Here is a 24,735-nt window from a genome sequence, read left to right on the forward strand (position 1 = left end):
GGGAGTTGGGGGGCGCGACTGAGCCTTCGCACCCACAGTGCCGCGAGAATAGAAAGGTCTGGACCACCGGTCAATAGGTCTGGACCACTCCTGGAGAAGTGGGCGTGAAGTCGCCGCCGCCCGCCCGGCCGGCGGCCCGCGCGGACCGGGACCGTACGCTGGCCCGCACCGAGCGAGGGAGGCGGGCATGGGCGAGGCGGACCGTCCGGGAGCCGTGCTGGTGGTGGACGACGACGCGGCAATCCGGCGTTCCCTGGAACGCGGCCTGCGGCTGAGCGGCTTCGCCGTGCGCACGGCGGACGACGGCCCGGGAGCCCTGGCCGAGATCCGGGACGCCCCGCCGGACGTGCTCGTCCTCGACGTCTCCATGCCCGGCATGAGCGGCATCGAGGTCTGCGAACGGCTCCGCGCCGACGGCCGGGACCTGCCCGTCCTGATGCTCTCCGCGCTCGACGAGACCGCCGACCGGATAGCCGGCCTCCAGGCGGGCGGCGACGACTACCTGGTCAAGCCGTTCGCCCTGCAGGAACTCGTGCTGCGCCTGCACGCCCTGCTGCGCCGCCGGCCGCCCACCGGACGGGAGACGCTGCGGGTGGCCGGTCTGGTGATCGACCCGGCGGCCCGCACCGCGGCCCGGGACGGGCGGCCGCTGGACCTGACCCGCCGCGAGTTCGAACTCCTGGAGGTGCTGGCCCGCAACGCGGGCCTCGTCCTGACCCGGGACCAGCTCCTGGACCGGGTGTGGGGCTACGACTTCGACGTGCGCACCGACACCGTCGACACCTTCGTCAGCTACCTGCGCCGCAAACTGGAGGCGGACGGCCGGCCCCGGCTGGTGCACACCGTGCGCGGCGTCGGCTTCGTACTGCGGGAGGAGGCATGAGGCTCTCCACCCGCATCGGACTCGCCGTCGGGGTGACCGTGCCGCTGCTGGTGCTTGCCTCCGGCTGGCTGCTGCTCCGGCTCGTCGACCACGACCTGCACCGCGCCGAGGACGACCACCTCCGCTCCCGGGCCGCCGCCGTGGCCCCGGACGCCCGCGCCCTGCTGCGGGCCAGCGCGGGCGGCCGGCCCAAGGCGGCCGACACCAGGGAACGGCAGCTGTTCAGCTCGGCCCTGGACGTCGGCGTCCGCGTCGTCGGGCCGGACGGCACCTTCAGCGGCGGCCCGCAGCCGGACGCCTCGGTCCGGCTGCCGGACCGGGCGGCCCTTGCCCCGGTCACCGTCCGGGACGGCGCCACCAGCTGGCGCGCCCTGGCCCGGCCGCTCACCACCGCCCGCGGCACGGGCACCCTGTGGGTGTTCGCGCCCAACGCCGCCGACCAGGCCCAGCTCCGCCTCGTCCGGCGCCGCGTGCTCGCCACCACCCTGCTCGCCGCGCCCGTCTCCGGCCTGCTCGCCTGGGCCGTCGCCACCGGCGCCACCGGCCCGCTGCGCCGGCTCCGCCGCCGTACCGCCGGTCTCGACCCGCGCACCAGCGCCACCCGGCTGCGCCACGAACCGTCCGGCGTCACCGAGGTCGACGACCTGGCCGCCACCCTCCACACGGTCCTCGCCCGCTACGACGAACAGACCGCGCGCACCGCCGAGGCCCTGGACACCGCCCGCTCCTTCTCCGCGGCCGCCGCCCACGAACTGCGCACCCCGCTGATGAGCATGGGCACCAACCTCGACATCCTCGCCGCGCACCCCGGCCTCGCCGAGCCGGACCGCACCGAGGTCGTCACCGACCTGCGCCACGAGCACGCCCGGCTGCTCGGGCTGCTGGTGATGCTCCGCGAACTGGGGCGCGGCGACCTGGTGGAGGCGGACGCACTGCGGACCGTGGACCTCACCGAGGTCGCCGACGCGGCGGCGGCCGAGGCCAGGCGGCGCACCCCGGACGCGCTGATCACCGTCGACGCGCCCGCCGGGCTCACGGTCCACGGCTGGGAACCGGGCCTGCGGCTGCTCTTCGACAACCTGCTGGCCAACGCGCTGGCCCACGGCCGGGACGCGGACGGCCGGGCGCGCGTGGCGGTCGGCCTGCGGGACACGGGGGCAGAGGTCGTGATCACCGTCGACGACCACGGGCCCGGCGTGCCGGCCGAGGAGCGGGGCCGGGTCTTCGAACGGTTCCGGCGCGGACCCGCCAGCACCGGCTCGGGGCTCGGCCTCACCCTGGTCGCCCAGCAGGCGGCACTGCACGGGGGCGGGGCCACGGTCACCGACGGCCCGGACGGCACCGGCGCGCGCTTTCGGATACGGATGCCCAGGACCGGCGGCGACCTGCCCGCACACCGCGACTGGCTGATCCACACAGCCGGGACAAACCGGTCACAGAGTTTCCCCAAAGACGGTCCCTAGCCTCCGTCGCGTCGGGCGGGCCACGGGACCGCCCGGGGAACGGAGGCAGACATGGACGTACGACGAAAGCGGCGCACCCTCCTCGTGGGGCTGGCCGCGACGGCACTGCTGGCGACCGGCACCGGCGTGGCGGCGGCCGACGGCACGCCGTCCCCGGCGGCCACACCGGCCGGCGACGGCGCGCAGGCCCTGTGCAAGCGGGCCCCGAAGATCGACCGGCGCATCGACCGCGCGCTGAAGCGGCTGAACGCCGGCGCGGACCGGCGCGGTTCGATCGCCCGCCTGCAGAAGCGGGTGGACGACGCGAAGACCGCCGGGCAGAGCGAGGTCGCGACCTACCTCCAGGACCGGCTGACCTTCCGCAAGTCCCTGGTCCCCACGCTCCAGAAGCGGAAGAGCGACCTGGCCGACGTCCGGACCTGGTGCCGGGACGACAAGGCGGGGGCGAGTTGATGCGTCCGCGCACGGCGGCCGCCGCGGTCGCCCTCCTGGCGGCGCTCTGCGTCGGCTGCGGCCACGGCGGGGGCGGGAGCGCGCAGCAGGCTCCCGCGACCCCCTCGGGCTACTCCGAGATGCAGCAGAAGGTCGCCGCGGCCGAGTCCGCGGTCGCGCAGGCGGACAAGGACGCGGCCCAGGACGACACCGGCCGCTGAGCGGCCCGGGGCCGGGCGGGGACCGCGCGGACTCAGCGCTCCCCGCCCGGCACCCACAGCACGTCCCCGACGTCCTTGTTGGCCGTCCGGGCCAGGATGAACAGCAGGTCCGACAGCCGGTTCAGGTAGGTCGCGGTCAGCGGGTTCATGACCTCCCCGTGCACCTCCAGCGCGGCCCACGTCGACCGCTCGGCCCGCCGCACCACCGTGCAGGCCTGGTGGAGCAGGGCCGCGCCGGGGGTGCCGCCGGGCAGGATGAACGAACGGAGCTTCTCCAGACGCTCGTTGAAGCGGTCGCAGTCCGCCTCCAGCTTGTCGACGTAGAACTGCTCGACCCGCAGCGGCGGGAACTCCGGGTTCTCGGCCACGGGCGTGCACAGGTCCGCGCCGACGTCGAACAGGTCGTTCTGCACCCGGGTGAGCACCGTGACGACCTCCTCGTCCAGCCCGCCCAGCGCGATCGCCGTGCCGATGGCCGCGTTCGCCTCGTTGGCGTCGGCGTACGCCGAGATCCGCAGATCGGTCTTGGCGACCCGGCTCATGTCCCCGAGAGCGGTGGAGCCCTGGTCGCCGGTCCTGGTGTAGATGCGCGTCAGATTGACCATACGGCCAGCGTAGTTACGCGGCGGCGGCCGGGAACACGCGTGTGCCCACCGTCACGAGAGGTGTCGCGGGACCGACTGCGAGTGAAGTGCCCCGAGATGTCGCCCCACCGGCCCGTACCCGGCCGGGAACGGACCCCGCCGTGGGGCACGGCTGACCGGACGTGACGGTTGTCTCACGCCCTGAGACCGTGACACGCATTACTTACCGGGTTTCCCGGCCCCTCACGAGCGCTAGGGTCCCGCCCAAGAGGCATACCTCAACAGCGTGTAAGGGGAGCGGAGTGGCACGGAAACTTGCCGTCATCGGTGCCGGCTTGATGGGTTCCGGCATCGCCCAGGTCGCCGCACAGGCCGGCTGGGACGTCGTCCTGCGGGACGTCACGGACGAGGCGCTGGACCGTGCCGTCGGAGGCATCCAGGCCTCGTACGACAAGTTCGTGAGCAAGGGGAAGCTGGAGGCGCACGACGCCGACGCGGCCCTGGCCCGGATCACGACCACCACCGACCTCGATGCGGTCGCCGACGCCGACATCGTCGTCGAGGCCGTCTTCGAGAAGCTGGAGGTCAAGCACGAGATCTTCCGCGCGCTCGACAAGATCGTGCGCCCGGACGCCGTGCTCGCCTCCAACACCTCCGCCATCCCGATCACCAAGATCGCGGCGGCCACCGAGCACCCCGAGCGGGTCGTCGGCGTCCACTTCTTCTCGCCGGTGCCGATGATGCAGCTCGTCGAGCTGGTCCGGGGCTACAAGACCAGCGACGAAACCCTCGCCACCGCGCGGGAGTTCGCGGAGTCCACCGGCAAGACCTGCATCGTCGTCAACCGCGACGTGGCCGGCTTCGTGACGACCCGGCTGATCTCGGCGCTCGTCGTCGAGGCCACCAAGCTGTACGAGTCGGGCGTCGCCACCGCCGAGGACATCGACCTCGCCTGCAAGCTGGGCTTCGGCCACGCCATGGGCCCGCTGGCCACCGCGGACCTCACCGGCGTCGACATCCTGCTGCACGCCACCGGCAACATCTACACCGAGTCGCAGGACGAGAAGTTCGCGCCGCCGGAGCTGATGCGCCGGATGGTTGACGCCGGTGACATCGGACGCAAGAGCGGGCAGGGCTTTTACACGTACTGACCGTTCCGGAAACGCACACATCCCGGGAGTTTCACTCTCGGGGGTGAATTCGGTATCGGTTCGCTTACAGATGGCAACCTCTGACCGTCGAAAGCAGTCAGAGGTTGCATCACCGGACATCACTTTTCACGGAGTAGGGCACGCACTCTCGGGGAGCGCATATGCACATCAGGGGCGACCACGCCGAGCTGGTCGTCGGGGGCCGCCTCGACGTACGCAGCGCGGCGGACGCCCGCACGGTCCTGCACTCGGCCGTCGACGACGGAGTCGGCGATCTCGTGCTGGACCTGTCCGAGCTGGACTCCTGGGACGCCACCGGACTCGGGGTGATCATGGGGGCGCACCGGCGGGCCGGCCGCTGCGGCCGCCGCCTGGTACTGCGCGACGTGCCGCCGCAGATGCAGCGCCTGCTGGTGGCCACCCGCCTGCACCGGATCCTGGCGATCGAGGGGGGCATCGGGGTGGAGTCGCTGCCCCGGGTGTGACACCGGAACAGGGGCGGTGCGGCCGGACCCGAGTGTGCGGCGGCGAACGGGTGGGACAGGGCGTGGACCGGGCGGCGGGGGAGACCCGGACGGACCGCGCACAAGCGCATGTCAGGCGCAATCCTCACGAGACCGTGATGTCTTGGACGGCGCGGTACCCCGGTCTGTCGTAGATACTGTGCGAAGGTTTAGGGTTCGGTCGCCCGCTGCCTTGCCACCCTTCGAGCGCGGGCCCGGACCAGAAGCGACAGCGCAGTGTGCAACAGGCCGGGAGGGGCCCGCATTCACGGCACACCACGCTTTTGGGGGGCTAGGAACCTATGGACCCGATCAACCCGGGACCCGAGGCGTACGGTCAGGAAGGCGACGGCCATGCGCCGCGCCAGCGCCCGCCGAGGGAATCCCTCACCAACGACTTCGGCCAGAGCACGCCGCCGCTCGTCCGCACGGCACGGCTGGTCTCCGGCGACTTCCTGCTGACCGTGAACCCGGTCGACGGCAGCGAGATAGAACCCTGCCCGCCGACCGAACGCCCCGCCCGGCCGCGGAAGCGCACCGCCGCCGAGCGCGCCGAGTACGAGCGCGCCGCCCGGCCGCCGGTGCCGCCGGGCCCGGCCCGCCCCGAGGTGCCGCTCCTGGAGCGCCAGGACGACCGCGAACGCCTGGTACGGCTCCTCGCCCGCGGCCGGTCCGTACGCCTCACCGGCCCCGCGGGCTCCGGCCGCACCGCGCTCCTCGACCTGGTCGCCGACGACTGCTCGGACCTCGCCCCCGACGGCGTGGTCCGGCTCAACGGCTTCCACCGCACGCCCGAGGACCTGCTCCACGACCTCTTCCACGCCGTCTACAAGGCCCCCGCGCACCGCCCCGGCCACGAGGAGCTCCTCGACCTGGTCCAGGAGATCGGCGCGGTCGTCGTCCTCGACGACATCGAGTTCGGCGGCGCGGGGCTCGACGAACTCGTCGACGCCACCCCGGAGTGCGCGTTCCTGATCGGCGCCACCCCGGACGTGCCGGCGCCCGCCGCCGACTCGGCCGTCGAGGAGGTCTTCCTCAGCGGCCTGGAGCGGGCCGGGGGAGTGGACATCCTGGAACGCGCGGTCGGCCGGGTGCTCACCGAGGAGGAGGCCAACTGGGCCGGCGACCTCTGGTTCGAGTCGGAGGGACTGCCGCTGCGGTTCGTCCAGGCCGGTGCGCTGCTGCGCCAGCGCGACCAGCTGCGGGTCAGCACCGACGCCGTCGACGAGTTCGGCGTCTTCGCCTCCGACCTGGCGGACCTGCCCGAGCTGCCGGCCGACGCGTCCTTCGACGCCGAGGCGGCCGACGAGGTCCCGCTGCCGTCCCTCGGCGAGGCCGCCGCGCCCGCCCCGCTGCTCGCCGCCCGGCTCAGCGCCTCCGCCCGCGCCACCCTGCGCCTCGCGGTCGCCCTCGGCGGCGAGGTCCCCCACCAGGCCCACCTGCCCGCCCTGGTCGGCGACACCCACGCGGACGCCGCCCTCGGCGAACTGGCGGGCTGCGGACTGGTCTCCCCGGTCGGCTCCCGCTACCGGCTCGCGGCGGGCGTCCTGCAGCAGCTGGAGGCCGCCGGGTACGCCGACGACATCGAGGCCCAGGCCCTCGCCGCGGGCCACCACTACACCTGGTGGGCCGGACACCCCTCGGTCACCCCGGACCGGGTGAGCGCCGAGGCGGACGCGATCCTCGCCGCCCTGGCGGTCCTGGTCCCGGCCACCGTGCCGCCGGCCGGGGACGAGGAGTCCGCGGCGGCAGGGCTGGCCCGCACGGCCGCGCCCGCGTTCGCGGCCGGACTGCGCTGGAGTGCCTGGGAACGTGCGCTGCGCGCCGGTGCGGAGGCCGCCCGGCTCTCCGGCGAGGTAGGTGAACAAGCCTATTTCCATCACGAATTGGGAGTCCTCGCGCTCTGCGCCGACCAGCTGGACCGGGCCCGCGCCGAACTGGAGGCCTCCATCGGCCTGCGCGGCGCGCTCTCCGACAAGCGGGGCACGACGGCCGGCCGCCGCGCGCTGGCGCTGGTCGCCGACCTCTCGGGAGAGGTCATTCCCGGTCTCGCCGCGATGATGGGCGACGAGGTCTCCGAGGCGCGCCAGGAGGAGTCGACGTCCCCAGCGGGCGGTGTCACGACGCCGTTCCCGGCCGTCCACTCCCCGATCTCGGACACGCTGGTCACCCGCCGGGCCCCGGAGCATCCGGCGGCGGCCCAGGGCGGCGGCGGGATCATGCGGATGGCCCGCCGCAACCTGGTGGCGGTGGGCGCGGGCGTCCTGCTCACCGGGGTCCTCGGCACGGTGGTGGGGCTCGGCATGACCTCCCACGACAACGCCGACAACCCGGCCGACAACGTGAGCGTCAACCCCTCGGCGGGCGTGGGCGCGGGCGACGGCGGTCTGGACGCCGATCCCCAGCAGTCGCCGGGCGCGGGCGACACCGGCATGACGTCGACCAGGCCGACGGATCCCGGGCCCGACGGCACGCTCGGCACGTCGGACGACCCGACGCAGCCGTCGGACACGAAGACGCCGTCGCAATCGCCGTCGGGGACGAAGAGTTCCACCGGCGGCGGGGAGACCTCCGGCAAGCCGTCGGTGAAGCCGACGAAGCCGTCGTCGAGCCCGCCCACGAAGCCGCCGAGCAGCCCGCCGCCCTCGGGCCCCTCGTCCGAGCCGCCGACGGGCACGCCCTCGGACTCGCCGCCGCCGAGCGAGAGCACGCCCAGCACGACCGACTCGGCCAGCGGTCCGACCTCCGGCACCCCGACGTTCGTCACGTCGAGCGCGCCGGAGGCCGTCAGCCCGGGAACGTCCGCCGGAACGGTCATCTGAACCACGGCCGAGGGCCGGTCTCCCGCCCGGAGACCGGCCCTCGGCCGTGTTCGGTGTCCGCGGCCTGTCCGGCGCGGGCGCTCAGAACAGCCGCAGCTTGTCGTCCTCCAGGCCGCGCAGCGCGTCGTAGTCCAGGATCGTGCAGCCGATGCCGCGGTCGGTGGCCAGGACGCGGGCCTGGGGCTTGATCTCCTGGGCCGCGAAGACCCCGCGCACGGGCGCGAGATGGGGGTCGCGGTTCAGCAGCTCCAGGTAGCGGGTGAGCTGTTCCACGCCGTCGATCTCGCCGCGGCGCTTGATCTCGACGGCGACGGTCCCGCCGGCGGCGTCCCGGCACAGGATGTCCACCGGCCCGATCGCCGTCATGTACTCGCGGCGGATGAGGCTGTAGCCCTCGCCGAGCGTCTCGATGCGGTCGGCCAGCAGCTCCTGCAGGTGCGCTTCCACGCCGTCCTTGATCAGGCCCGGATCCACGCCCAGCTCGTGCGAGGAGTCGTGCAGGACCTCCTCCATCGTGATGATGAGCTTCTCGCCGGCCTTGTTGACGACGGTCCACACGCCTGCCTCGTCGCCCGTCCCCTCCTTGAGGGTGCACGGCGGCGACATCCAGTTGAGGGGCTTGTAGGCGCGGTCGTCCGCGTGGATCGAGACGCTGCCGTCCGCCTTGACCAGGATCAGACGGGGGGCCGAGGGAAGGTGGGCGGTGAGCCGGCCGGCGTAGTCGACGGAGCACCGGGCGATGACGAGACGCATGGTCGGCAACGCTACTCGACGCCCCGCCCTCCACGCGATTCGCCCACCGGTCTCCCGCCGCCGCCCGCTCCGACCCGCTGTCCCGCGCGTCCTGGATCCGGCCTTCCGGAGGCGTCCGCGACCGGTCCTGACGAGTCGCCTGCACACCCCTGTTCAACTCTGGCCGATTGTGTGCCTAAAGGGACCGTCGCATATACGCAATCTCCTGGTGGCGTCACCGTCCGTTGCCTACCGTAGTGAACGGGAGGTCGCTGTATGTGTACTCAGCGTGTTCGGTATCGCGAACTCCCCTACCTGTCCGGCAACCCCCGCTGTCCGGGGGTGCGAGAGGAGAACCCATGTCGCTCGACGTCTCACCGGCCCTACTCGAACAGGCCGAGCGAGGCGAGGTCGACGAAGCAGATTTCGTCGACTGCGTCCGGACCTCCCTGCCCTACGCATGGGAGATGATCAGCTCCCTGGTGGCCCAGCTGAAGGTGGACGGCGGAGAGTTCGCCGACAACCAGACGCCCCCGCCGGACGAGCAGGCACGCGGTCAGCTGCTGCGTGCGCTCGCGAGTGACGCCATACGCGGCGCCCTGCAGCGGCACTTCGGTGTGCGGCTGGCCTTCCAGAACTGCCACCGAGTAGCGGTGTTCCCGCTGGACGCCTCGGTGGACGCGACGCTGGCCCGCTTCACGTCCGTACGCAACCAGCTGCTGAACCAGTCCCCGGAACTCCGGGACTGCTGACGCGGAACTCCTGTACTGCTGACGCAGTGAGCCGCTTGCTTGCCGCTCCACACGCGGGAGGTGCAATAAGTCACTGGGGCGGCAAGCTCCCCGCACGGCTGTGAGGTCACCGGAGATGGGGCAGTACCTCGGCACCCAGCCGTCGTACGTTCTCCTCCGTGGCGGCCAGGTCTCCCGAGCCCTCGGTCAGCAGGGCGAACCGGGAGATGCCGGTCCGTTCGGAGGTCGCCGCGAGCCGGTCGGCGCACAGCCGCGGGGTCCCCACCGGGTGCAGTCCGCAGAGCAGTTCGGTGTAGGCGAGCGGGTCGCGCATGGAACGGAACCGGCCGTCCACCGTCACATGGGCCTCCAGGCCCTGCTTGAGCCAGCCCGGCATCGCCTTCGTCAGCGTCTCCACGGCGTCGGTGCGCCGGTCGGCGATCTGGCAGACGCCGGCCGAGACATGGGCCGCGCCGAGGATCTCCTCGGCGGGCCGTCCGGCCGTCCGCGCGTGCTGCCGCCACAGCGCGACCATCTCGGCCTTCTCCTCGTCCCCGACGTGCATCCCGAGCAGCATCGGCAGCCCTCGCTCGGCGGCCAGCCGGACGCTCGCGGGAGAGGTGCAGGCGACCACCACCTCCGGTCCCGGCGTGTCCGTCAGCGCCTCCGACGGGCGTGGTACGACCGGGACTTCACGGAACGAGAAGCGCGGCCCGGAGGCCGACACGGCCGGCTCGCGCAGCCACCGCATCAGCAGTTCGAGTGATTCCGGGAAGCCGTGGTCATAGGCGTCGAGACCGGCCCCGAACACCTCCAGATCCACCCACGGCCCGCCCCGGCCCACGCCGAGCGTGAAGCGGCCGCCGCTCGTCACGTGCAGCAGCGCGGCCTGTTCGCCGAGCGCCACCGGATGGACGGTGGGCAGTACGCTCACCGCCGTGCCGACCCGCAGGCGCCTGGTGCGGCCCAGCAGCAGGGCCGCCAGCGTCACCGCGGACGGGCAGGTGCCGTACGGCACGAAGTGGTGTTCGGCCAGCCAGACCGCGTCCAGGCCGGCCTCCTCGGCCACCTCCGCCGTGCGCACCGCCCGGTGCAGCGCTTCCCCCTGGCCCTGGCCCGGGAACTGGGCGGCCAGCACAAAACTTCCTACGCGCATCGCTTTTCCTGCTTTCCTGGCTCCTACCCGGAGCTCCCCCACCCGGCATAACCGTCTGACACGTGCCGAGGACACGGCCTGGCGAAGAGATTTGCGGATTGTCTGGAGAATGGGTCGCCCTGGCGGGGGACTTGTGGGGGTTGGTGCCCTACGCGTACCCGCGTGCGTGCGTCGTAGGCTGGACACAGCCCTTGCTTCCTGTATAGCCCCGAGAGGTGTCCCGTGTCCCCGCGTCGCAACCGAGTCAAGGGCCCGAACGGAGCCTCCTCCTCCGGACGGAGCGCCGAGGACGACCCCTCGGACCGTTACGGCGGCTGGCAGTCCAGCGAGAGCTGGCAGGGCGAGGAGTGGAGCGTGCGGCACGTGGCGGGCGCCAGCGCGGTCGGCAAGACCTACCGCTGCCCCGGCTGCGACCAGGTGATCCCCTCCGGTGTCCCGCACGTCGTGGCCTGGCCGGAGCACTCGGGCGTCGACGAGCGCCGGCACTGGCACAAGGCCTGCTGGAACGCGAAGGACCGCCGCACCACACGGGTGCAGCGGTCCAGGAACGCGCCGAAGTTCTAGAGCGGGGGCGGACTCACACGTCCCGCTTCTCCAGCAGCAGGTAGGCGGCGCCGAAGGCGACGGCCGTGGCGAGCAGGATGATCCACAGCGGGTCCCAGCCCGAAGGCCCGGAATCGCTCAGGGAGTTGGAGTAGAAGACGCTCAGCTGGTTCGGGATCGAGTACTCGAACAGGGCGGTGCGCACCTTCTCCAGCGACTGCGAGAACATGAACAGCGCGATCACCAGCGGGGCGAGCACCGCGCCGATCATGATGGTGATGGCGCCGGCCGAGTGCCGGATGATCGAGCCGATGACCAGCGAGAGCAGGCCCAGCAGCGCGATGTAGAGGCTGACGCCGACGGTGCCCTTCAGCCATTCCGCGCCGGTCGGCGTCCGCGCCACGTCGCTCAGCATCGACACCTGCGTCATGGCGACGAACGCGCTGGTCGCGAGGGTGATCACGAACGCCACCCCGAAGAAGACGATCGCCTTCGCCGCGAGCACGCGCGCCCGGGAGGGGCAGGCCACCATCGTCGTGCGGATCATGCCGGTGCCGTACTCGGAGGCCGTGGTCAGCACGCCCAGCGTGATGATGCACATGCTGCCCAGCAGCAGGCCGAAGAAGCCGAGCGACAGCGCGCTCTCGCCGGACAGGTCGTCGGTCGAGGCCGAGTTGCTCACCACCGCGCCGGCGAGCAGGCCGATGCCGACCACCAGGAGCACGAAGACGCCGATCGTCCAGATCGTCGACCGCACCGAACGGATCTTGGTCCACTCGGAGGCGATGGCGTGCCCGAGGTGGGTGCGCACCACCGGGATCGGCGAGGTGTAGCCGGAGTACGGAGCGCCGGGCGCCGGCTGCCGGTCGGGCGCGGCCGGGGCTGCCTGCGGCATCGGGGGCTGGTGGGTGCTCATCGGGCGTCCTCGGGCTTGGTCAGGTCGGCGGGGGCGGGAGCGGCGGGCGCGGGCTGGGCCGGAGCGGCGGGCGCCGGGGCCGCGTAGGGGTTGGGAGCGGCCTGCGGAGCCCCGTAGGGGGCCTGAGGGGCGCCGTACGCGCCCGCGGGCGCCCCCTGCGCGCCGTACGGCTGCCCGAACGGCGTACCGCCCTGGTGGGGCGGCGGCGGGGCGTACCAGCCCGGCTGGCCCTGGCCCGGCACCGGCATCGGCGGCTGCGCGCCGGGCGGCAGCGGCTGCTGGAAACCGGTCTTCTGGTCGGCGGTGGAGCGGTAGTCCACGGCGCCCTGCGTCATCCGCATGTACGCCTCCTCCAGCGACGCCTGGTGCGGCGAGAGCTCCCACAGCCGGACGTCCGCCTCGTGCGCGAGGTCGCTGATCCGCGGCAGCGGCAGGCCGGTCACCCGCAGCGCCCCGTCCTGCTCGGGCAGGACATGGCCGCCGGCCTCGGTCAGCGCCGAGCCGAGCTTCTCCCGCAGCTGCGGCTCGGTGTCCGGGGTGCGGACCCGCGCGAAGTCGGCGGAGTTGGCCGAGATGAAGTCCGTCACGCTCATGTCGGCGAGCAGCTGGCCGCGCCCGATGACGATGAGGTGGTCGGCGGTCAGCGCCATCTCGCTCATCAGGTGGGAGGAGACGAAGACCGTGCGGCCCTCCGCGGCGAGCGACTTCATCAGGTTGCGCACCCAGAGGATGCCCTCCGGGTCGAGGCCGTTGACCGGCTCGTCGAAGAGCAGCACCTGCGGGTCGCCGAGCAGCGCGGCGGCGATGCCGAGGCGCTGGCCCATGCCGAGCGAGAAGCCCTTGGAGCGTCTTCCGGCCACGTCCTGGAGACCGACGACCCCGAGCACCTCGTCGACCCGGCGGGCCGGGATGGCGGACAGCTGGGCCAGGGAGAGCAGGTGGTTGCGGGCCGAGCGGCCGCCGTGCACCGCCTTCGCGTCGAGCAGCGCGCCGACCTGGCGGGCGGCGTTGGGCAGCCGGCGGTAGGGGTAGCCGCCGATCGTCACCGAGCCGGCGGTCGGGTTGTCCAGACCCAGGATCATCCGCATGGTCGTCGACTTGCCCGAGCCGTTGGGCCCGAGGAAGCCGGTGACGGCGCCGGGCCGTACCTGGAAGGAAAGGTTGTAGACGGCGGTCTTGTCGCCGTAGCGCTTGGTCAGGCCGACAGCCTCGATCATGCTCCGCACCCATCGAAAGGATCAGGACAGCAGGGCAGACGCCCCCGTAAGGGTTAGGAGGATATCGGGACGCTGACGGTTCCCATCAAGAGCTGGCAAAGCCGGTCCGTATCGGTCCGGTCACTGCGCATCCCGCCGCTTCAGCAGCGCGTACCCGCCGATGAGCGCGGCGACCACCCACAGCCCCATGATCCCGAGGCCGCCCCAGGGCCCGTACGGGACGTCGTCGCCGGCCCTCGGGACCACCTCCATGATGTGGCTGCCCGCCTGGTCCGGCAGGAACCGGCCGATCTTCTTCGTCGCGTCGACGTTGCCGAGGATGTTGGAGATCAGGAAGAAGAACGGCATCAGGATGCCGAGGGAGAGCAGCGGCGAGCGCAGCATCGTGGCCACGCCCATGGAGAACACCGCGATGAGCGTCATGTAGAGCCCGCCGCCGATGACCGCGCGCAGCACGCCGGTGTCGCCGAGGTGGGCCCGGTGCGAGCCCAGCATCGCCTGCCCGAGGAAGAACGCGGCGAAGCTGGTCAGCAGGCCGACGGCCAGCGCCAGGCCGGCCGCCACCGCGATCTTGCTGAAGAGGAAGGTGGCGCGCTGCGGCACGGCGGCCAGCGAGGTGCGGATCATGCCGGTGCTGTACTCGTTCGACACCACCAGCACGCCGAACACGATCATCGCGAGCTGTCCGAGGGTCAGCCCGGCGAAGCTGATGTTCGTCGGGTCGAAGGAGACCCGTTCCCGCGCGGGCATGTCGGAGAAGTGGCTGTTCGCCAGCGCGGACAGCAGCGTGCCGAGCGCCACGCTGACGACCACGGCCAGCGACAGCGTCCACACGGTCGAGGAGACCGACCGGATCTTGGTCCACTCGGACCGCACGACCTGAGCGACGACCGCCATCACGCCCCCTTGTCCCAGCCGGCACCCCAGGACCGCGGCACCGGGGCCGGGTCGGTGCGCGCGTGGTACTCCACGGACTCCGCCGTCAACTGCATGAACGCCTCCTCCAACGACGCCTGCTGGATGCTCAGCTCGTGCAGCACGATGCCGTGCTGCGCGGCCAGCTCCCCGATCGGCTCGGCCTTCGCGCCCTCCACCTCCAGCGCCCCGGTGCCCGTCTCCACGACGGTGATCCCGGCGCCGTGCAGCACGTCGAGCAGCCGCTCGTGCTGGGGGGAGCGGATCCGGACGTACGACCGCGAGTTCGTGCGGATGAAGTCCGCCATCGAGGTGTCGGCGAGCAGCCGCCCCTGCCCGATGACGACGAGGTGGTCGGCGGTCAGCGCCATCTCGCTCATCAGGTGTGAGGAGACGAACACGGTCCGCCCCTGGGCGGCCAGCGTCTTCATCAGGGTCCGGATCCAGTGGATCCCTTCCGGGTCGAGCCCGTTCACCGGCTCGTCGAACATCAGGATCCGCGGGTCGCCGAGCAGCGCCCCGGCGATCCCGAGCCGCTGCCCCATGCCCAGCGAGAACCCCTTGGCCTTCTTCCGTGCCACCGCGGTCAGCCCGACGGTGTCCAGGACCTCGGCCACCCTGGTCTTCGCGATCCCGTTGCTCTGCGCGAGGCACAGCAGGTGGTTGAAGGCGCTGCGCCCGCCGTGCACGGCCTTCGCGTCCAGCAGCGCCCCCATGTACGTCAGCGGGTCCTTGAGCTGCTCGTACCGCTTGCCGTCGATCCGCACGTGGCCGGCCGTGGGATGGTCGAGTCCGAGGATCATCCGCATGGTGGTGGACTTCCCGGCGCCGTTGGGCCCGAGGAATCCGGTCACGATGCCGGGCCGCACGGCGAAGGTGAGATCGTCGACCGCGGTCGTGTCGCCGTAACGCTTGGTCAGTCCCTCCAGCTCGATCATGCGGCCACGCTATGACCGGGCCCCAGGGGCTGCCACCTGAGCGACCGGCTCACGCGCGGTGCCGCGCCCCTTCAGGGGCGCGGGGAACTGCGCGAGCAACCACGGACCGCCGGCAGCCGCACGACGAAGGCCCGCATCCCCGAGGGGGACGCGGGCCTTTGATGTCGCTAACGCTTACCGGGACTGCTGCGCCGGGACCCCGCGGGTGACCGGCTCGTCCTCCACCGGGCTGCTCGCGGCGGCGACCGCAGCCCCCGTCAGCGTGGCCAGCATCTCGCGGACGTTGGTCAGCTGGGCGTTGATGCTGTCGCGGCGGTTGGTCAGCGCGGCCAGCTCACGCTCGGACTCCGAGCGGATCCGGTCGGCCTTGGCGTTCGCGTCCGCGACGATGTCCTCGGCCTGACGCTGAGCCGTCTCGACGGTCTGACGCGCACGGCGCTCCGCGTCGGTGCGCAGCTTCTCCGCCTCCAGGCGCAGCTGCTCCGCCCGGTGCTCGATCTCGGCGAGACGCTTCTCGGCCTTCTGCTGACGCGAGGCCAGGTCGCGCTCGGACTGCTCACGCCGCTTGGCGAGGTTCGTCTCGAAGTCGGCGGCGGCCTGGGCGGCCTTCGCGCGGGTCTCCTCGAAGAGCGCGTCCGCCTCCTCACGCTTGGACTGCGCGTCCTTCTGGGCCTCGGAACGCAGCTGCGACGCGTCGCTCTTGGCCTTCTCGACGATCCGGACGCCCTCGTCCTCGGACTTCGCCTTGCGCTCCGCAGCGAACGATTCTGCGTCGTTGCGCACCTGCTGGGCCGCCGACTCGGCGAGCTCGCGGTGCTGCTCGGCAGCCCGGCGGGCCTCCTCGCGCAGGTCCTTGGCCTCTTCCTCGGCGAGGCGAAGGATCTTCTCGACACGCGCGCCGAGGCCGGCGTACGACGGCTCTGCGTCGGTTACCTGGGCCTGGGCGTTCTGCGTCTCGAGGTGGAGCTCCTCGATGCGCTTTTCCAGAGCGGTGATGCGGGCGAGAGCGCTGTCACGGTCGGAGACGAGCTTGGAGATCCGTTCGTCCACCTGAGCGCGGTCGTACCCACGCCGCACAAGCTCGAAGCCGTAGGGGGAAGTGTCGCTCATGGGGTTCCTGTCGAGTGAGACCGGTGAGGTGATAGGTGGAATCCTAGGGGCCGAAGCGGTGTGTCATCGAGCGGATACGTGTTTGATCTGGAGAATGACACCCCTTTTGGGTGGCTAGCTGTGAGATCGCTTGCCAAAGGCTCTGTCAAATGTTCGGTCAAAAGCCCCAGAAGACTACAGAATCGACACAGACCTCTAACCTTCTGACGACTTGCCACCCGATCGGGGGGCCCCCACGCTGGTGCCCGCCTTGACTCCGCCGTCCTTGCCGGCCCCGGGGGTCTCGAAGGACTCCAAGGCCTCCAGGACGTCCTGGACACGCGAGATCTCACCGTTGATGTTCTCCCGGCGGCGCTCCAGGATCTCCAGCTCGCGCTTGCCGGCGTCGACCGTGGCCCGGGCCTCGCGGACCGCCTCGGCCTTCAGCTCCTCGGCCTCGCGGACCAGCGCGGCCTTCTTCTGCTCGGCCTCCTTGAGCAGCCCCTCCGCCTTCTTGACGGCGGCGATCCGCACCTTGCCCGCCTCCGAGTTGGCCTCCGACACCAGGTCCTTCGCCTTGGCCTGGGCCTTGGACAGCTGCTCCTCGGCGGCCTTGATGAGCGCGTCACAGCGGTCGCCGGTGGACTTCATGGTCTCGGCGGCCTCGCGGCGGGCCCGCTCGTGCAGCTCCTCGATCTCGCCGGTGATGCGGTCGCGCAGCTCCTCCGCCCGCTCCCTTATGGCGGTGGCGTCCCGGCGGGCGCCCACGAGGAGTTCGTCCGCGTCCGTGCGGGCCTTCTCGACCAGCGAGTTGCCCTCGACCGTGGCCTCGGCCACCAGCCGGTCGGCCTCCTTGCGGGACGCGCCCACCATGCTGTCGGCCTGCGCCTCGGCGTCGGCGGTGGTCTGGTGCGCCTGCTGCTGCGCCTCGGTGAGCAGCTTGTCGGCCTCCGCGGCCGTCTCGTTGATGAGCGTGTCGACCTGCTCGGCCACGTCCTGACGCCGCTTGTTGGCGTCCTTGCGGGCCTCGTCGAGCGTCCGCTCGGCCTCCTCGCGGGACGAGTTGAGCAGCCGCTCGACCGCCGCCTCCGCGTCGGCCTTGAGCCGCTCGGCGTCGACCCGGGTCCGCTCGGCGTGCAGCTGGGCGGAGCCGACCGTCTCGGCGGCCTCGGCCCGCAGCCGCTCCGCGTCCGCGGAGGCGTCCGCGATCAGCTTCTCCGCCTTGGCGATGGCGTCCGCGCGGACGCGGTCGGCCTCGCTGACGGTCTCGTTCTGCAGCCGCTCGGCCTCGTTGCGGGCCTCGGTGATGAGGGTGTCGGCCTGGGTGGCCGCGTCCGAACGGATCCGGTTGGCGTCCTCCCTCGCCTCGGCCCGCGCGCGGGTGGCGTCCTGCTCGGCCTGCGCGGTGGTGTCGGAGGCCTCGGTGCGCACCCGCTGGGCGTGCGCGGCCGTCTCGGTCCGCAGCCGCTCCGCCTCCGTCACGGCGTCGGTCACGGTCCGCTCGGCCAGCGCCTCCGCGGCCTGTGACGCCTCGGCGGCCTCGCGGCGGATCCGGCCGGCGTCCTCGCCGGCCCGCTCGCGCTCGGCGTAGGCGTCCGCGCGGACCCGGTCCGCCTCCTCCTCGGCCTCCCGGCGCGCGCGGTCCGCGGCGTGCTCGGCGGCCGAACGCAGCCCGGCGATCTCCTCCTGGGCCTGCTCGTGCAGCCCGGACACCGAGTCCCGCACCTGCTGGGCGTGGAGCTCGGCGGCCGACACCATCTCGGTGGCCCGCCGCTCCGCCTCCTCGACCAGCCGTACGGCCTCGGCCTGCGCCTCCTCGACCCGGTTGCGCGCCTGGGCCAGCAGGTCCTCGCTCTGCTCGCGGGCCCGCTCACGCTCCTGGTCGGCCTCCTGGCGGGCCGAACCGAGCAGTTCCTCGGCCTCCCGGCGCCGCCGGGTCGCCTCCTCCTGCGCGGCGGCCAGCGTCTCGGACGCCTCGGTGGACAGCCGTTCGGCCGCCGCCTGCGCCTCGGCGCGGACCCGGTCGGCGGTGTCCTGGGCCTCCTGCTTGAGCCGCTCCGCCTCGGCCGCCGCCTCGGACCGCAGCCGTACGGCGACGGACTCGCCCTCGGCGCGGGACGCGGACGCGTCGGACGCGGCCTCGTCACGCAGCCGCTGGGCCTCCGTCTCGGCCTGCTGCTGGAGCGCGCGGATGCGTTCGGCCGCCTCGGACCGCAGCCGGTCGGTCTCCTCGCCCGCCTCGCGGCGGATCCGGCCCGCCTCCTCGCGGGCCTCGGCGAGCGCCTGCTCCGCGCCGGCGAACCGCTCCTCGGCCTCGGTGTGCAGCCGGGTCAGCTCCTCGGCGGCCTCCGCGCGCCGGGACTCCACGCCCCGCTCGGTCTCCTCGCGCAGCTCCCGCGCGGCCCGCTCGGCGTCCTCCTTGAGGGCATCGGACTGCTCCTGCACCTCGGTGCGGTGCCGGTCGGCCTCCTGACGGGTGCGCTCCAGCGTCTCCTCGGCCTGCCGGCGCAGCGTGGTGGCGCGCTCGATGGCCTCGGTGCGGACCTTCTCGCTGTCCGTGGTGGCGGACTGCCGCAGCTCGTCCGCGTCGGCCTTGGCCTTGGCCAGCAGCTCCTCGGCGGACCTGGCGCCCTCCTCGATCTTCTGCACGGCCTCGCGGCGGGCCTCGGCGCGGATCGACTCGCCCTCGGCGACCGCCTCCGAACGCAGCTGCTCGGCCTCGCCGCGCAGCCTGCGGGCCTCCTCCTGCAGCTCGACCGTCTTGGCGCGGTACTCCTTGGTGTCGTCCTTGGCCGTGCCCTTGAGCTGTTCGGCGATGTCGTGCGCCTCGGCCCGCAGCCGGTCCGCCTCGGTCTCCGCCTCGGTGCGGATCCGCTCGGCCTCCTCGGCGGCGGCCTTCGTGGTGCGCTTGGCCTCCTCGGCCGCCTTGTTCAGGACGTCCTCGGCGGTCTTGGCGGCCTTCGACAGCTGGGAGGCGCTCTCCTCGGCGGTCAGGGTGCGGGCCTTCTCGGAGGCCTCCGCGATGATCTTCTCGGCCTCGGCGCGCGCGTCCGCGACGACCTGCTCGGCGCTCGCCTTGGTGGCCTCGGCCTCCTTGGTGGCCTCGCTGACCAGCCGGGCGACCTGCTCCTTGGCGGTCTGGGTGCGCTGAGTGTTGGTGGCCTCGGCGCTGGAGAGGGCCTTCGTGGCGTTCGCCTCGGCCTCGGTGACCAGCTTCTCGGCCTCGGACTGCGCCTTGCGCAGCGCCTCCTCGGCCTCGGCCATCCGCTGCTCGGCGGCCCGGCTCAGCTCACCGGCCTGCCGGCGGGCGGTGTCCGACTCCGTCGCGGTCGACGTGCGCAGCTGCTCGGCGTGGTCGGTGGCCTCCTGGGCCTGCGTGGACGCGGCGTTCAGCAGCCGCTCGGCGTCCCGGCGGGCGCGCAGCAGCAACTGCTCGGCCTCCGCGCGGGCCGCCTCGGCGTCGCTGGTCACCCGCTGGCGGGCCTCGGTGGCCAGCCGCTCGGCCTCGGCGCGGGCGGTCGCCATGGCCTGCTCGGCCTCGGTCCGCGACTCGTCGAGCAGCCGGCGGGCCTGGGACTCGGTCCGGGCCCGCAGCTGCTCGGCCCACGCCACGTTCTCGTTGACGTGCGACTCGACGGTCTGCCGGCGCTCGGCCAGCTCCTGGTCCAGCTGCTGGCGGCGGGTCACCGCCTCCTGGTGCAGCTCGGCCTGGAGCCGCGCGGCCTGCTCGGCGTGCTCCTGGAGGATGCGCTGGGTCTGTGCCCGCGCCTCCGCGGCCACCCGCTCCGCCTCCTGGCGGATCTGGTCGGCCTGCACCTGGGCGTTCCGCAGCAGCTGCTCGGCGTGGTAGCCGATGTCACCGCCGTCGAAAGCGGGCCGGGACATGATGGTGCGCCGCGCCTCGTGCAACTTGGCGCGCAGCACCTCGACCTGGTAGCCGAGGTCCTCGGCATGCTGGATCGCCTTTTCCCGCTCGGTCTTCAGCCGCTTCATCTCGGCCTCGAACCGAGAGAGGTGGTCGACGTCAGCCGCCGGCTCTCGCTCCTGGCTCTCGTAGCCCCGCACTGCGCGGTCCCATCCGTCCCCTGGTCGCAACCTTCTCCGAACGAGCTCCGTTCATCCGCCGAACGGGGCTCCCGGGGAATGGTGTCAGATCAACGGCGGAGCACGGGCTGCTGCCCCGACGCTCGTCCCCCGAAACCCGGACCCCGGCATGCGGCCGCCCCGGCCCTGCGAACGTGCGAAGGGACGACCGCCCCCAACCCTACCGGCCCATATGTACGAGGGTCAGTGCTCAGGTGACTCAACAGCCGCCGAAGTGACCAGTTCTGTCAGTACACCGTGGCAATCCTTCGGATGCAGGAAGGTGATCCGCGACCCCATGGAGCCGGTCCGTGGCTCCTCGTACAGAACGCGTACGCCCTTGTCACGGATGTCCGCGGCGTCACCGTCGACATCGGCCGTACCGAAGGCGATGTGGTGCACCCCCTCGCCGTTCTTCGCGAGCCACTTGCCGACCGCCGAGTCCTCCCGGGTCGGCTCCAGAAGCTGCAGGTAGCAGGCGCCTCCGTCGGACGTCTCGTTGATCTTGAGCATGGCCTCCCGCACGCCCTGCTCCTCGTTGACCTCGGTGTGGAACACCTCGAAGCCGTACGTGGCCCGGTAGAACTCGACGGTCGTGTCGAGGTCGTGGCAGGCGATCCCGATGTGGTCGATTCGCGTCAGCATGGATTCAGTGCAGCGCCACCGCGATGGTTACGCAACGTGCCAGCGATCACACTGACGGCCCGATGACGGCACGGAGTGCCACGCAATACATTCGAAGTAAACCCTCGTTCACTCCTCGGCAGTGCAGCCGGTAAGGGGATTCGCAGCTCATGACTTCTGGAACCGCCGGAACCACCTCAGTGATCGTCGCGGGCGCGCGCACGCCCATGGGACGGCTGCTGGGCTCGCTGAAGTCCTTCTCCGGAGCCGACCTGGGCGGCTTCGCGATCAAGGCCGCCCTCGACCGCGCCGGGATCGGCGGCGACCAGGTCCAGTACGTGATCATGGGGCAGGTGCTCCAGGCCGGCGCGGGCCAGATCCCGGCCCGCCAGGCCGCGGTGAAGGCCGGCATCCCGATGAGCGTCCCGGCGCTCACGATCAACAAGGTCTGCCTCTCCGGCCTCGACGCCATCGCCCTGGCCGACCAGCTGATCCGCGCCGGCGAGTTCGACATCGTGGTCGCGGGCGGCCAGGAGTCCATGACCAACGCCCCGCACCTGCTCCCCAAGTCCCGCGAGGGCTTCAAGTACGGCTCCATCGAGATGCTCGACGCGATGGCGTACGACGGCCTGACCGACGCCTGGGAGAACATCCCGATGGGCGAGTCGACCGAGAAGCACAACACCCGCCTCGGCCTCGGCCGCGAGGAGCAGGACGCCGTCGCCGCCCTGTCCCACCAGCGGGCCGCCGCCGCGCAGAAGAACGGCGTCTTCGAGGCCGAGATCACCCCGGTGGAGATCCCGCAGCGCAAGGGCGAGCCGGTCGTCTTCAGCAAGGACGAGGGCATCCGCGGCGACACCACGGCCGAGTCCCTCGGCCGCCTCCGCCCGGCCTTCACCCGCGACGGCACGATCACCGCCGGCTCCTCCTCGCAGATCTCCGACGGCGCGGCCGCCGTGGTCGTGATGAGCAAGGCCAAGGCAGAGGAACTGGGCCTGGAGTGGCTCGCGGAGATCGGCGCCCACGGCAACGTCGCGGGACCGGACAACTCCCTGCAGTCGCAGCCCTCCAACGCCATCCGGCACGCCCTGAAGAAGGAGGGCCTGGGCGTCGGCGACCTGGACCTCATCGAGATCAACGAGGCCTTCGCGGCGGTCGCCGTCCAGTCAATGAAGGACCTCGGGGTGTCCACCGAAACGGTGAACGTCAACGGCGGTGCCATCGCGCTCGGCCACCCCATCGGCATGTCCGGCGCCCGCCTCGTGCTGCACCTCGCGCTGGAGCTCAGGCGGCGCGGCGGCGGCGTCGGCGCGGCCGCCCTGTGCGGTGGCGGCGGCCAGGGTGACGCGCTGATCGTGCGGGTACCGAAGGCCTGAGCACCTTTCTCTGAGCGAACGGAAGCGAACGGAGCTGTGATGCAGGACGTCTCCTCACTGGTGGCCCAGGCCAGGGAGGGCCGGCCGCGTGCGGTGGCCCGGCTGATCTCACTGGTGGAGGGGGCGTCCCCGCAGCTCAGGGAGGTCATGGCGGCCCTCGCGCCGCTGACGGGCAACGCGTACGTCGTCGGCCTGACCGGCTCTCCCGGGGTCGGCAAGTCCACCTCGACCTCGGCCCTGGTGACCGCCTATCGCAAACAGGGCAAACGGGTCGGCGTGCTGGCCGTCGACCCCTCCTCGCCGTTCTCCGGGGGCGCCCTGCTCGGCGACCGCGTCCGGATGTCCGACCACGCCTCGGACCCCGGCGTCTACATCCGCTCCATGGCCACCCGGGGCCACCTCGGCGGTCTCGCCTGGGCCGCCCCGCAGGCGATCCGGGTCCTGGACGCGGCGGGCTGCGACGTCGTCATCGTCGAGACGGTCGGCGTCGGCCAGTCGGAGGTGGAGATCGCCTCCCAGGCGGACACCTCCGTCGTCCTGCTGGCTCCGGGGATGGGCGACGGCATCCAGGCGGCCAAGGCCGGGATCCTGGAGATCGGCGACGTGTACGTGGTCAACAAGGCCGACCGGGACGGCGCCGACGCCACCGCCCGCGAGCTGAACCACATGCTCGGGCTCGGCGAGTCCCGCGGCCCCGGCGACTGGCGCCCGCCCATCGTCAGGACCGTCGCCGCCCGCGCCGAGGGCATCGACGAACTGGTCGAGGCCCTGGAGAAGCACCGCGCCTGGATGGAGGAGCGGGGCGTCCTGGCCGAACGCCGGCTGGCCCGCGCCGCCCGCGAGGTCGAGACCATCGCCGTGACGGCCCTGCGCGCACGCATCGGCGACCTGCACGGCGACCGCCAGATCGGCGCGCTCGCGGAACGCATCGTCACCGGCGAACTGGACCCCTACCGAGCCGCGGACGAACTGGTGGCGGGGCTGACGGAGAAATGACCGTGGCCGCGCCCCGCGGCCGCTGCTAACTTGACCGGCATGTTCCTCTCCCTGGCGTAGGAGCGCACCCGGCGCCGCCACCGGCACGTGACCACTCCGTGCCGTGGCGCGCCCAGGTGCCCCCCTTCCGCCTCCGCCACGAGGAACCCATCCATGTCCGCGCTGACCCCGTCGCGCCCTTCGTCCATCCCGCGGCCCTCCTACGCCGCCGTTCTGCGCGTCCCGCACGCGCGCCGCACCTTCCTCGCCGCCCTCGCGGCCCGCCTCGCCTACGGCACCGTCTCCCTGTCCGTCCTGCTCTCCGTGACCCGGGCGGCCGGCTCGTACGCCTGGTCCGGGGTGGTGATGGCAGTGTTCGGCGGCTCGGCCGTCGTCCTGATGCCGGTCCGGGCGGCCCTGGTGGACCGGTACGGCCCGCGGCGCGCGCTGCCGCCCATGGCCGCCGCCTACAGCGCCGTGCTCTGCCTGCTGGCGGCCCTGACCTGGCACCCGGGAGCCCCGCCGGCGCTGCTCGCGGCCGCCGCCCTCGCCGGCTGTGTCGCGCCGCCGCTCGGTCCCGCCATGCGGGCCGCGTGGGGCCGCCTCGTCGAGGACCCGGCGCTGCGGCGGCGGGCCTACAGCCTGGACGGGGTCGCCGAGGAACTGCTCTTCGTGTCCGGCCCGGCGCTCGTCGGGCTGCTGCTGCGCTTCGGGCCGCCGCCGGCCGGACTGCTGCTGAGCGCGCTGCTCATGGCGGCCGGCACCTGCGCGTTCGTGACCTCACCCGCGGTGCGCGGTGTGACCCCCGGGAAGCGGGCGTCCGGCGGTGCCGCCGGTGGAGCCTTTCCGGCGGCTCCGGTGGCCGCGGCAGCCGGTCTGGGCCTCGCGCTGAGCGGTGCCGACCTGCTGGTGACGGCCTTCGCCGGACAGCGGTCGTACGGCGCGCAGGCGGTCCCCTGGATCCTGGGGGCGCTCTCGGTGGGCAGTGCGGCGGGCGGGCTGCTGCACGGGGCGGTGGAGTGGCGCCGCCCGGCCGCCGGACGGCTCGCCCGGCTGACGGCGGCCCTCGGGGCGGCCCTGGCGCTCGCCGGCGCGGCCACCGGCGTCTGGACGCTCGTCCTGGCGCTGACGGTGGCGGGTGTCTTCGTGGCACCGGCCCTGACCACCGCGTACCTGCTGGCCGACGAGTCGGCGGCCGAGTCCGCGCGCAACCGGGCCGGGGCGTGGGTGAACGCGGCCGTGAACGCCGGAAGTTCGGTCGGCGCGGTGGGCGCGGGACTGGCGCTCGGGCACCTGCCGGTGGGACTCTGCTTCGCCCTGGCGGGAGCCGTGGCCCTGGTCTGCGCCGTGCTGGTGCGCGCGGTGGACAGGTCATAGACCC

Annotated in this window: 22 protein-coding genes; 12 read left to right on the forward strand and 10 right to left on the reverse strand. The window is 72.7% G+C overall.

Translation table 11 applies throughout. The features are described from left to right. Positions 1–187 precede the first annotated feature (187 nt). From ACIQOE_RS18590 to ACIQOE_RS18605, 4 genes are read left to right on the forward strand one after another with little or no spacing between them, the layout of a single operon-like run. Positions 188–883 carry a response regulator transcription factor gene (locus ACIQOE_RS18590; protein ID WP_365556434.1) on the forward strand — a complete coding sequence of 232 codons (696 nt, stop codon included), beginning with the start codon at positions 188–190 and terminating at the stop codon, positions 881–883. Then, positions 880–2,346: a HAMP domain-containing sensor histidine kinase gene (locus ACIQOE_RS18595; RefSeq protein WP_365556432.1), complete on the forward strand. Its 1,467-nt coding sequence runs from the start codon at positions 880–882 to the stop codon at positions 2,344–2,346. The genes ACIQOE_RS18590 and ACIQOE_RS18595 overlap by 4 nt, the downstream gene beginning before the upstream one ends. A 51-nt stretch (positions 2,347–2,397) precedes the next feature. Next, entirely contained in the window at positions 2,398–2,799 is a 402-nt protein-coding gene (locus tag ACIQOE_RS18600; RefSeq protein WP_365556430.1) for a hypothetical protein, read from the forward strand. Beyond that, positions 2,799–2,999: a hypothetical protein gene (locus ACIQOE_RS18605; RefSeq protein ID WP_351936887.1), complete on the forward strand. Its 201-nt coding sequence runs from the start codon at positions 2,799–2,801 to the stop codon at positions 2,997–2,999. The genes ACIQOE_RS18600 and ACIQOE_RS18605 overlap by 1 nt, the downstream gene beginning before the upstream one ends. 32 nt (positions 3,000–3,031) lie before the next feature. Here the strand turns inward: ACIQOE_RS18605 and ACIQOE_RS18610 are convergent, their stop codons facing one another. Continuing rightward, a complete protein-coding gene (locus ACIQOE_RS18610; RefSeq protein ID WP_351936886.1) occupies positions 3,032–3,604 on the reverse strand; it encodes a cob(I)yrinic acid a,c-diamide adenosyltransferase in 573 nt (190 codons plus the stop codon). 281 nt (positions 3,605–3,885) lie between these two features. On the opposite strand from ACIQOE_RS18610, the gene ACIQOE_RS18615 reads away from it, so the two are divergent. The 3 genes from ACIQOE_RS18615 (at position 3,886) to ACIQOE_RS18625 (ending at position 8,059) form a co-directional block, all read left to right on the forward strand. Next, positions 3,886–4,734 (forward strand): 3-hydroxyacyl-CoA dehydrogenase family protein, encoded by an 849-nt coding sequence (locus ACIQOE_RS18615; RefSeq protein ID WP_351321981.1) that lies wholly within the window; start codon positions 3,886–3,888, stop codon positions 4,732–4,734. Between the two features lie 161 nt (positions 4,735–4,895). Next, positions 4,896–5,219: an STAS domain-containing protein gene (locus tag ACIQOE_RS18620; protein ID WP_007499006.1), complete on the forward strand. Its 324-nt coding sequence runs from the start codon at positions 4,896–4,898 to the stop codon at positions 5,217–5,219. Positions 5,220–5,539: 320 nt separating this feature from the next. Next, positions 5,540–8,059 (forward strand): ATP-binding protein, encoded by a 2,520-nt coding sequence (locus ACIQOE_RS18625; protein WP_401412408.1) that lies wholly within the window; start codon positions 5,540–5,542, stop codon positions 8,057–8,059. Positions 8,060–8,140: 81 nt separating this feature from the next. On the opposite strand, the gene nucS is transcribed toward ACIQOE_RS18625, so the two are convergent. Then, positions 8,141–8,812: an endonuclease NucS gene (nucS, locus tag ACIQOE_RS18630; RefSeq protein ID WP_351321985.1), complete on the reverse strand. Its 672-nt coding sequence runs from the start codon at positions 8,810–8,812 to the stop codon at positions 8,141–8,143. Between the two features lie 338 nt (positions 8,813–9,150). Here nucS and ACIQOE_RS18635 point away from each other — a divergent pair, with 338 nt between their 5' ends. Beyond that, the gene (locus ACIQOE_RS18635; protein WP_351321987.1) at positions 9,151–9,543 is read left to right on the forward strand and encodes an SCO5389 family protein; all 393 of its coding nucleotides are present in this window, start codon (positions 9,151–9,153) and stop codon (positions 9,541–9,543) included. 106 nt (positions 9,544–9,649) lie between these two features. Here ACIQOE_RS18635 and ACIQOE_RS18640 read toward each other — a convergent pair whose 3' ends face one another. Continuing rightward, complete coding sequence (locus tag ACIQOE_RS18640; protein ID WP_365556425.1) at positions 9,650–10,678, reverse strand: LLM class flavin-dependent oxidoreductase; 1,029 nt, start codon at positions 10,676–10,678, stop codon at positions 9,650–9,652. A gap of 222 nt (positions 10,679–10,900) precedes the next feature. Here ACIQOE_RS18640 and ACIQOE_RS18645 point away from each other — a divergent pair, with 222 nt between their 5' ends. Then, on the forward strand, positions 10,901–11,242 hold the full coding sequence (locus ACIQOE_RS18645) for an ATP/GTP-binding protein (protein ID WP_362645317.1): 342 nt from the start codon (positions 10,901–10,903) through the stop codon (positions 11,240–11,242). A gap of 13 nt (positions 11,243–11,255) precedes the next feature. On the opposite strand, the gene ACIQOE_RS18650 is transcribed toward ACIQOE_RS18645, so the two are convergent. From ACIQOE_RS18650 to mce, 7 genes are all read right to left on the reverse strand, one after another. Then, positions 11,256–12,137 carry an ABC transporter permease gene (locus tag ACIQOE_RS18650; RefSeq protein WP_351321993.1) on the reverse strand — a complete coding sequence of 294 codons (882 nt, stop codon included), beginning with the start codon at positions 12,135–12,137 and terminating at the stop codon, positions 11,256–11,258. Continuing rightward, positions 12,134–13,354 (reverse strand): ABC transporter ATP-binding protein, encoded by a 1,221-nt coding sequence (locus ACIQOE_RS18655; protein WP_365556422.1) that lies wholly within the window; start codon positions 13,352–13,354, stop codon positions 12,134–12,136. Before ACIQOE_RS18655 ends, ACIQOE_RS18650 begins: the two co-directional genes overlap by 4 nt. Positions 13,355–13,474: 120 nt before the next feature. After that, complete coding sequence (locus ACIQOE_RS18660; RefSeq protein ID WP_351936877.1) at positions 13,475–14,251, reverse strand: ABC transporter permease; 777 nt, start codon at positions 14,249–14,251, stop codon at positions 13,475–13,477. Further along, positions 14,251–15,207 (reverse strand): ABC transporter ATP-binding protein, encoded by a 957-nt coding sequence (locus ACIQOE_RS18665; RefSeq protein ID WP_401412412.1) that lies wholly within the window; start codon positions 15,205–15,207, stop codon positions 14,251–14,253. The genes ACIQOE_RS18660 and ACIQOE_RS18665 overlap by 1 nt, the downstream gene beginning before the upstream one ends. A gap of 174 nt (positions 15,208–15,381) precedes the next feature. Next, entirely contained in the window at positions 15,382–16,317 is a 936-nt protein-coding gene (locus ACIQOE_RS18670; RefSeq protein ID WP_351322001.1) for a cellulose-binding protein, read from the reverse strand. Positions 16,318–16,512: 195 nt separating this feature from the next. After that, positions 16,513–20,361, reverse strand: a complete 3,849-nt coding sequence (gene scy, locus ACIQOE_RS18675) for a polarized growth protein Scy (RefSeq protein WP_401412415.1) — start codon at positions 20,359–20,361, stop codon at positions 16,513–16,515. Between the two features lie 222 nt (positions 20,362–20,583). Further along, positions 20,584–21,024, reverse strand: a complete 441-nt coding sequence (mce, locus tag ACIQOE_RS18680; RefSeq protein ID WP_401412417.1) for a methylmalonyl-CoA epimerase — start codon at positions 21,022–21,024, stop codon at positions 20,584–20,586. A 149-nt stretch (positions 21,025–21,173) separates the two neighbouring features. Here mce and ACIQOE_RS18685 point away from each other — a divergent pair, with 149 nt between their 5' ends. From ACIQOE_RS18685 to ACIQOE_RS18695, 3 genes are all read left to right on the forward strand, one after another. Continuing rightward, positions 21,174–22,379, forward strand: a complete 1,206-nt coding sequence (locus ACIQOE_RS18685) for an acetyl-CoA C-acetyltransferase (protein WP_362175727.1) — start codon at positions 21,174–21,176, stop codon at positions 22,377–22,379. A 39-nt stretch (positions 22,380–22,418) separates the two neighbouring features. Beyond that, positions 22,419–23,375 (forward strand): methylmalonyl Co-A mutase-associated GTPase MeaB, encoded by a 957-nt coding sequence (gene meaB, locus ACIQOE_RS18690; protein ID WP_401412420.1) that lies wholly within the window; start codon positions 22,419–22,421, stop codon positions 23,373–23,375. Positions 23,376–23,528: 153 nt separating this feature from the next. Continuing rightward, positions 23,529–24,731, forward strand: a complete 1,203-nt coding sequence (locus ACIQOE_RS18695; RefSeq protein ID WP_401412422.1) for an MFS transporter — start codon at positions 23,529–23,531, stop codon at positions 24,729–24,731. The last annotated feature ends 4 nt before the right edge of the window (positions 24,732–24,735 follow it).

Origin of the sequence: Streptomyces sp. NPDC091282 (assembly GCF_044757385.1) — a bacterium.
Lineage (GTDB): Bacteria > Actinomycetota > Actinomycetes > Streptomycetales > Streptomycetaceae > Streptomyces > Streptomyces gramineus.

Excerpts from the sequence above, each read along its gene's own strand:
- ACIQOE_RS18685 (WP_362175727.1), top strand. The coding sequence starts at position 21,174 with ATGACTTCTGGAACCGCCGGAACCACCTCAGTGATCGTCGCGGGCGCG.
- ACIQOE_RS18600 (WP_365556430.1), top strand. The coding sequence starts at position 2,398 with ATGGACGTACGACGAAAGCGGCGCACCCTCCTCGTGGGGCTGGCCGCG.
- ACIQOE_RS18635 (WP_351321987.1), top strand. The coding sequence starts at position 9,151 with ATGTCGCTCGACGTCTCACCGGCCCTACTCGAACAGGCCGAGCGAGGC.
- ACIQOE_RS18590 (WP_365556434.1), top strand. The coding sequence starts at position 188 with ATGGGCGAGGCGGACCGTCCGGGAGCCGTGCTGGTGGTGGACGACGAC.
- ACIQOE_RS18650 (WP_351321993.1), bottom strand. The coding sequence starts at position 12,137 with ATGAGCACCCACCAGCCCCCGATGCCGCAGGCAGCCCCGGCCGCGCCC.
- nucS (WP_351321985.1), bottom strand. The coding sequence starts at position 8,812 with ATGCGTCTCGTCATCGCCCGGTGCTCCGTCGACTACGCCGGCCGGCTC.
- ACIQOE_RS18670 (WP_351322001.1), bottom strand. The coding sequence starts at position 16,317 with ATGAGCGACACTTCCCCCTACGGCTTCGAGCTTGTGCGGCGTGGGTAC.
- ACIQOE_RS18610 (WP_351936886.1), bottom strand. The coding sequence starts at position 3,604 with ATGGTCAATCTGACGCGCATCTACACCAGGACCGGCGACCAGGGCTCC.
- ACIQOE_RS18655 (WP_365556422.1), bottom strand. The coding sequence starts at position 13,354 with ATGATCGAGGCTGTCGGCCTGACCAAGCGCTACGGCGACAAGACCGCC.
- ACIQOE_RS18595 (WP_365556432.1), top strand. The coding sequence starts at position 880 with ATGAGGCTCTCCACCCGCATCGGACTCGCCGTCGGGGTGACCGTGCCG.
- ACIQOE_RS18605 (WP_351936887.1), top strand. The coding sequence starts at position 2,799 with ATGCGTCCGCGCACGGCGGCCGCCGCGGTCGCCCTCCTGGCGGCGCTC.
- ACIQOE_RS18625 (WP_401412408.1), top strand. The coding sequence starts at position 5,540 with ATGGACCCGATCAACCCGGGACCCGAGGCGTACGGTCAGGAAGGCGAC.
- ACIQOE_RS18665 (WP_401412412.1), bottom strand. The coding sequence starts at position 15,207 with ATGATCGAGCTGGAGGGACTGACCAAGCGTTACGGCGACACGACCGCG.
- mce (WP_401412417.1), bottom strand. The coding sequence starts at position 21,024 with ATGCTGACGCGAATCGACCACATCGGGATCGCCTGCCACGACCTCGAC.
- ACIQOE_RS18695 (WP_401412422.1), top strand. The coding sequence starts at position 23,529 with ATGTCCGCGCTGACCCCGTCGCGCCCTTCGTCCATCCCGCGGCCCTCC.
- meaB (WP_401412420.1), top strand. The coding sequence starts at position 22,419 with ATGCAGGACGTCTCCTCACTGGTGGCCCAGGCCAGGGAGGGCCGGCCG.
- ACIQOE_RS18640 (WP_365556425.1), bottom strand. The coding sequence starts at position 10,678 with ATGCGCGTAGGAAGTTTTGTGCTGGCCGCCCAGTTCCCGGGCCAGGGC.
- ACIQOE_RS18660 (WP_351936877.1), bottom strand. The coding sequence starts at position 14,251 with ATGGCGGTCGTCGCTCAGGTCGTGCGGTCCGAGTGGACCAAGATCCGG.
- ACIQOE_RS18620 (WP_007499006.1), top strand. The coding sequence starts at position 4,896 with ATGCACATCAGGGGCGACCACGCCGAGCTGGTCGTCGGGGGCCGCCTC.